4 protein-coding genes are annotated in these 6,629 nt (G+C 66.8%); 1 reads left to right on the top strand and 3 read right to left on the bottom strand.

Features of this window, described 5'->3' with window-relative positions:
• From QRO93_RS09975 to QRO93_RS09965, 3 genes are all read right to left on the bottom strand, one after another.
• Positions 1-3,773, bottom strand: a 3,773-nt coding sequence (locus tag QRO93_RS09975) for a filamentous hemagglutinin N-terminal domain-containing protein (RefSeq protein WP_285304144.1), incomplete at its 3' end; no start/stop codon positions are given.
• A gap of 9 nt (positions 3,774-3,782) precedes the next feature.
• A complete protein-coding gene (locus tag QRO93_RS09970; protein WP_404830598.1) occupies positions 3,783-5,447 on the bottom strand; it encodes a ShlB/FhaC/HecB family hemolysin secretion/activation protein in 1,665 nt (554 codons plus the stop codon).
• A gap of 365 nt (positions 5,448-5,812) precedes the next feature.
• Positions 5,813-6,259, bottom strand: coding sequence for a universal stress protein (locus QRO93_RS09965; RefSeq protein WP_005411629.1), 447 nt, complete (start codon positions 6,257-6,259; stop codon positions 5,813-5,815).
• 186 nt (positions 6,260-6,445) lie between these two features.
• Here QRO93_RS09965 and QRO93_RS09960 point away from each other — a divergent pair, with 186 nt between their 5' ends.
• The gene (locus tag QRO93_RS09960; protein WP_180880792.1) at positions 6,446-6,592 is read left to right on the top strand and encodes a hypothetical protein; all 147 of its coding nucleotides are present in this window, start codon (positions 6,446-6,448) and stop codon (positions 6,590-6,592) included.
• Positions 6,593-6,629: the final 37 nt, after the last annotated feature.

Below are 6,629 nucleotides of genomic sequence, written 5' to 3'. Positions count from 1 at the left end.
TTGCCCGTCACCTGCAGCGCGTCGGACTGGGTGATCGCAGCGGCGCTGTTGACCTGCAATGCGCCCTGCACCGAGGTTGCACCGAACCGCACGCCGTTGCCGCTGAGCAGCACGTCACGCGTGGCCTGAAGGTTCTGCAGGTCCAGTGCCGTGCTGCTGGACAGGGTGATGTCACGGCCCTGCACCTGCAAGGCGCTGCCCAGTTGATTGCCGGCTCCGCCCAGCCCGATATCGGTGCCGGCCGTCAGCTGGCTGTTGTTGCCGATCGCCACGCTGCCACTTCCCTGGCGGATGTCGCCGGCACTCGCGGTAGCCAGCAGCGCGCCGCCGATGCTCACCTGGTCGAACAGCAGGGACGTACCGTCAACGATCGCAGTGCCTGCAACATTGGCATTGGCCAACGACAGCGCGCCCGTGCTGCTGGCATCCAGCGCGGCGGCCGTCACGCCATCCAGTGCCAGGCCCGGCTGCGCGCGGATCCGCACCTGGTTGCCGCTCAACGCAACCTTGCCCGCGAAGGTGTTGGTCATTGTGTCCAGCATCAGGTCGCCACCGCTGCCGGCGCTGAAGCTGGCATCGCCACCGACGGTGAGCGTACCGCCCTGGGTGAACCCGGTGCCGCTGCTGACGTCAAGCCGGCCACTGGTGCGGAGCGCCTGCGCGATCACGCTTGCCCCCTTGAGTTCGAGATTGGCCAGCCCCGCGCCGGGCGTGGTACCCGCACCGGACTGAAGTTCAAGCGCACCGTGCGCGTTGAGCACCAGGCTGCTGCGGCCATCGCTGCTGCCGTCGATACGACCGGCCAACAGGTTGCCGTTGTTGCTGCGGATGCTGAACACCCGGGGGGTGTTCGCCACCAGGTTGACGTTGCCCAGGCGGATCGCGCCGTCGGCCGTGATGTTGCCGCCGAGCTGGAGCGGACCCGCACCACGGCTGTCGAGGCTGGCGAGCGCCTGATTGCCGCCCACGTCACCGGCAAACACGACATTGAGCCCGCGTGCGAGCGTCAGCGCGTACCCACCATCGATGCGCCCCCGGAAGTTGATCTGGCCAAGCTGGCTGTCCAGCACGCTGTCGCGGGTCAGCACCACATTGCCCTGGAAGTACTGCAGGCCGATGCTCCTGCCGCTGGCGGGAAGCTGCACGACATCAGCCGTCGCAATCAGGCTGTCCACATCGAAATCGGAGAACGCCAGCGTGCCGGCAGCAGAGATGTAGCTGCCGCGGCCCTTCAGTGACACCGTGTCGCCAAACCGGTTCACCGGCCGGCCCATGCCGTCGGTCCTGTCGAGGTTGACGGCGCCGCCGGCATCGATATGGGTGGTGCCGCCGACGTCCAGCTTGCTGCCCGCGGCCTGCTGCAGCCCGCCGGTGAGATCCAGCCGCAGGTTCTCCGTCAGCGTGCTGTTGCCCAACAGCAGATCGCCCGCGCGTAGTTGGGCACTTCTGCCCGCCAGGGCGACCTCGCCACCGAAGCGATTGCCTGCATCGATCAGATTGATGTTCCCCGCACTCCGGAACCAGGCCCGGCCATCGACCTGGTAGCTGCCGGCCTGGACCAGGCTGATCGCGGAGTCGATGCTGAGGTTGCGCTTGCTGACGATGCCTCGACCGTTGAACAGAAGCCCGGTGATGCTGACATCGGCGGCATTGATGTTGCCGTTGACCTGGATCTGGCCGCCAGTAGTCAGTGCCAGGTTGTAACCATTGGCGGAGTTGCTGGAGATGCCGTCGGTGGTGAGGGTGCCACCGCCAGTGCTGATCAGCTGCGTGTTGCCGTCCAGCACCACGTTGCCCTGCAGCAGGATATCGCCGGTGCTGGTGAGGCGGCTGCCCAGCACGATGGTATCGGCGCGACCGTACAGGCGACCCACCGGTCCGGCTCCCCCCACCTCGCCGCCGATCGTGAGCTGGCGTGCACTCAGATTCAGACCGCCGCCGTCACCGTCGACCGTTCCGCCGAGTGTCAGGCTCCCGATGAGCGAGGTCAGGCTGCGCACACCGTACACGCGCACCGGGCCAGAGAACCCGAGCGTGCCCAGCGTGCTGACATCGCCGAACAGGCGCGCACCGTTGCCAGTGCTGACATTCAGGCCCTGCAATGCGGTGCTGCCACCAATGGCACCGGAGAACGTGGCCATTCCGCTGGCGTCGACGCCCAGCTGGTAGCTGCCATCGACGGTGCCGTCGAACAGGATCGTCCCACCCTGCAGCGTCGCGTTGCCCTGCAGTGTCACCGCCGACCGATAGGCCTGGTCACCGGACGTGGTGATCGTACCGCTCAGGCCAAGGCTGCCGCCCTGCGCATCCAGGCTGCGCGCGTCGATATCGCCCAGGTTCAGTGCACCGATGCCGACCAGACTGACATCGGCTCCTTTCGCGCTGACCCGGTTGCCGAAACTGTTGCCGGCATGGGTCAGGGTGATATTGCCCGTAGCTGCGTCGAGCGTGGTATTGCCACCTACCGACAGCGCCCCGCTGTTCGCCAGGCTGGTCGAGGTGGCCAGGGTCAGGTCGGTACCGACATGGCCACCAACGCGGCTGATGGCATTGCTCGCCTGTCCCAGGGTCACTCGGCCCTGCGTATCCAGTTGCAGCGCGCCCTCCAGCGAACCCGCGGTCTGGATGATGTTGTTCGCGTCGATTCCGATCGAGTCTGCCTTGATCGAGCCTGACAGCACCACGTCGCCGTTGATGCCGCCATTCAAGTTCACGGTCGTGGCGTCGATGCTGCCGCCGGTCATCTGGACGGCGACCGGCCCCCCCATGACAGCCGATCCCACCGTGGACATCGCCGTGGCCGTAACGATGGCGTTGTTGATCGCCACCGGTGCAGAACTGCGGATGGTCAGGCTGCCGTCGCTGGCATCGATGGCGTTGGCGATGATCGTGCCGCCCGCGTTGATGCCGGTAGCGGACAGACCCGGTCCCATCAATGCCGTCATGCTGATGTTGCGTGCACTGAGGGTGCCGACGTTGCTGATGCCGGTTCCTGCGATGCCACTCGCTGCGGTGGTGACGAACGCCAGGCTTGGCATGCCGGCCGATGACACACCGGTCACCGCGGTCACCGCACCGGCCGCCACCAGATCGATGTTGCCGAGCGGTGCGGCGATGTAACCGTTGTTGAACACCGAGCCACCGACCAGGCTGATGCCGCCGGCCGTAGCCGTCAGCGTACCTCCCAGGTTGCTGACCGCGGCACTGGCCCCTGCGCCGCCCAGTTCAAAACTGGGCGGCAACCCACCACCATCCAGCGGAATCCCCTGTGCGCCGGGCGTCAGGGTGCTGGCCAGCAACCCGCCCACGTTGACGCTGGCAGTGCCGGTGAAGGTGATGCCCGCCGGATTGAGCAGGAATACCTGCCCGTTGGACAGCAGCTGGCCACTGATGATGCTCGCCGACGAGCCGGTCACCAGGTTGATGGCCGTAGACCTCGAGCCCGCCGCCTGATCGAACCTGACCGTGTTGCTTGAGCCGATGTTGAAGCTGCTCCACTGGAACAGCGCAGACTGTGTGAACTGGGTGACCGTCATGGTGCTGCCATTGACGTTGATCGTTCCCGAGCCCGCGACGATGCTGCCATTCTGCGGCAGCGTCTGCGCGGTGGCCTGCAGGCTGCCGGTCAGCAGCAGCGCCGCGGTCAACGGTGCCAGCCAAAGGGGAGTGCGTGATCGCTCCGGGACGCAACGACGTGGCCCGCGCGCGAGCTCCGCAGCGACCTGCACCTGGCCCAGCGAAGGATTGAAGACGAGTCGGTAGATACGGTTCATGGTCGCTCCTCAGAAGGTCAGGCCAAGCCGCGCATACACGCGGACATCGCGGCCGTCACCCGGTCGCAGGGCGCTGGTCGGCTTGGCCGCCGCCACGCGCAGTTCCAGGTTCTTCCACTGGCGCAGGCGGAAGGTCGCGCCCATTCCCACCGATGCCAGGTCGGCCGGTGCCTCCAGCCCATCAACATCGAACACCCGTGCCTGGTCGGCGAACACATCCAGCTCCAGCACTTCGCGCCATGGCACGCCGCGGAACGGCGAGGCCACATCGCCGAATCCCGGCGCGTCGACGTGGTACTCCAGCGCCCCGTACCAGCCACGATCGCCCAGGGTCTCGCCCTGCGCGTATCCCCGCACGCTGTCGTTGCCACCGACCTGGAACTGCTCCAGTGCCGGCAACGAATTGTTGCTGTACTGGCCATTGAACTTGAACAGCAGGCGCTGGCTGCGGCTGAGGTACTGCAGCCGCAGCAGGCCCAGGCGCACCACGTTGAACCGGCTGTCACGGGTCGGGTTGATCGCATCGAAGTCGGCCGAGCGATCGCGCAGCGACTGGCGCACGCTCAACTGCGCCAGGTTGATGCCATGCCAGCGTGCATCGTTGTGGCGCACGCTGGCCCCCACCTCGGCCACATCGTATTTCTGCTTGGAAAGAACCAGCCCCAGCGCTTCAAAGCGCGAGCTTTCGCGGATGTAGCGCGCCGAGCTGGTCACCTGCAGATCGGGCTGGTTGATGAACTTCCAGTCGGCACCTGCATAGGCCTGCGACGCCGGTCCCTTGAGCTTGAAGCCGCGCAGGATGCCGTCGTCCACTTCCAGCTCGCTGCGGTTGGCACCGGCCAGCACCGACAGGCCCTGCACCGCCTGCAATGGCACGCTGTAGGACAGTGCTCCGGCACGGCTGGCCTGTGGATCGAACGCATAGGTACCACTGGCGGCGAACACATCGCCCAGGCCCAGCGGGCTGTTCCAGGTCACCCCCAGCTGGGCACGGCCGCGCCCGGTCAACGCGGTGCCATGGTTGTCCACGCTGGTGCTGATCTCGTAGGGCCGGCCGCTTTCACGCGCGACCAGCACCAGGTCGGTTTCACCGACGTTCTCGCCAGGTTGCAGCACCGAGGAAACGGAAACCCCCGGTAGGTCACGCGCGTACAGCAACGCGCTGTCGATGTCGGCCTGGCGCAACGGCTGCCCACGCAGGCGTTCGGCCACGTTGCTGAGCGTATGGCTGCGGTAACGCTGGTTGCCCTGCACCACCACCTTGCCGATGCGGCCTTCCAGCACGCGCACTTCGATGCGGCCTTCGGCATCGAGCTTCTGCGGCGGCAGGTAGGCGACGCTGACCAGGAAACCCGCCTTGCGATAGGCCGCCGTCACCGCGTCCGCCGCCCCCTGCAACTGGGCGAAGTCCAGCACCGCCACGTCGGCGCCCTGCGCAATACGCGCGAAGTACGCATCCAGCACAGCCTGGACGTGGGCGGGCGTGATGCCTCGTTGTGGATGCTCACCGACGTCGCTGGCGCGGAAACCGCGCACCTGCAGAGTCTGGCTGCCGGTACGCGCGGCCATGTCGGGCAACCGGGTGTCCGCTGGCCCGTCGGCCGGCGGGGCCGCCGCCGCAACAGGCAATGCTGCAGACAGCAGCAACGCGAACGACGAACGCTTCAACGGCATCAAGATGTCCTCCAATGACGGCAGATGTCCAAGGCAACGGACAACGCTCCGCCAGTCCCCGGGCGGAGTGCATGAAAAAGACAGGCGCAGCAGAACGCGCTGGCAGCCAGCAGGCGATCCGCCCACGGCCCAGACATGCATGCACCTCAACAACCCCGCGCGGAGGATGCCACAAAGAATGAACGGCGACGCGTGCCGTTCGTAACCGTTCGTCGGACACGCCCCTGCAGGGCCGATGTCGACGGCACATGGATCGATCTGAATGCTCGTGCGCCACTCAGGGCCCACAAAAGATGACGCCGGCGCGCATCCTGCGGCCGGCGTCGGGTCCCCTCCCCGGGAACGCTTGAATCAGCGTGTGTGGATCAGCGGATGACCAGCACCGGCAGCGTGCTGCGTGCCAGCACTTCGGCGGTCTGGCTGCCCAGCAGCACGCGGGTGACGCCACGGCGGCCATGCGAGGTCATCACGATCAGGTCGCTGTTGCGCTCGCCCGCCGTCTCGATGATGCCGTCGGCGGCGTAGCGGTCCAATACGTGCACCGGGTTGGCGGTGATGCCCTGCTCGGCCGCCTTGGCCAGCGCCGGCTGCAGCACCTTCTGTGCGCCTTCCTCGCGGTCGGCCTTGTACTCGGGGCTGTTCATATAGCCCACGCTCCAGCCCATGGCGTCGTACATGCCGACGGCCCACGGCTCGGAAACGGTCACGATATCGACCTCGGCATTGAGGTCCTTGGCCAGCTCCAGGCCCTTGGCCAGGCCCTTGTCGGCCAGCTCGGACCCGTCGGTGGCAATCAGGATGCGCTTGTACATGGTGGGGCTCCGTAGCGATCTGCCAGATGGGAACGACACCATTGCACACCGGATGTGCAGGCCGCGCCTTGAGCAGGATCAATCCGGCGCCGCGCAGCGGCACGCGAGCATCGCCCGCTTGCACGCGCCGGTCAGTGCGGCGCATGCTCGGCGGGCGGCGCACTGCCGCGCCCAAGGACGACCGACATGCAGGACAACAAACCGCCCGCCTGGAGTTCCCAGAAGGCCATCCTGGTCGCCGCGATCATCGCCTTGGCGGTGCTGTTCGGCGGCTACCAGATCGGCAAGGACATGGCGCTGCGCGACAACGCGCGGCAGGCGGCCGGCCGCTAACGGGCTGCCGTAGAGTCGAGCTTGCTCGACTGCTTTC

It is taken from the genome of Stenotrophomonas maltophilia group sp. Smal17 (genome assembly GCF_030237045.1).
Classification (GTDB): Bacteria; Pseudomonadota; Gammaproteobacteria; order Xanthomonadales; family Xanthomonadaceae; genus Stenotrophomonas; species Stenotrophomonas forensis.
The sequence above is the reverse complement of the archived record's forward strand: the minus strand, read 5'-3'. Positions and strand labels throughout refer to the sequence as shown.

What these genes read in the sequence shown, in the direction of transcription:
- QRO93_RS09960 (WP_180880792.1), top strand. Translation starts at nt 6,446, where the DNA reads ATGCAGGACAACAAACCGCCCGCCTGGAGTTCCCAGAAGGCCATCCTG.
- QRO93_RS09970 (WP_404830598.1), bottom strand. Translation starts at nt 5,447, where the DNA reads ATGCCGTTGAAGCGTTCGTCGTTCGCGTTGCTGCTGTCTGCAGCATTG.
- QRO93_RS09965 (WP_005411629.1), bottom strand. Translation starts at nt 6,259, where the DNA reads ATGTACAAGCGCATCCTGATTGCCACCGACGGGTCCGAGCTGGCCGAC.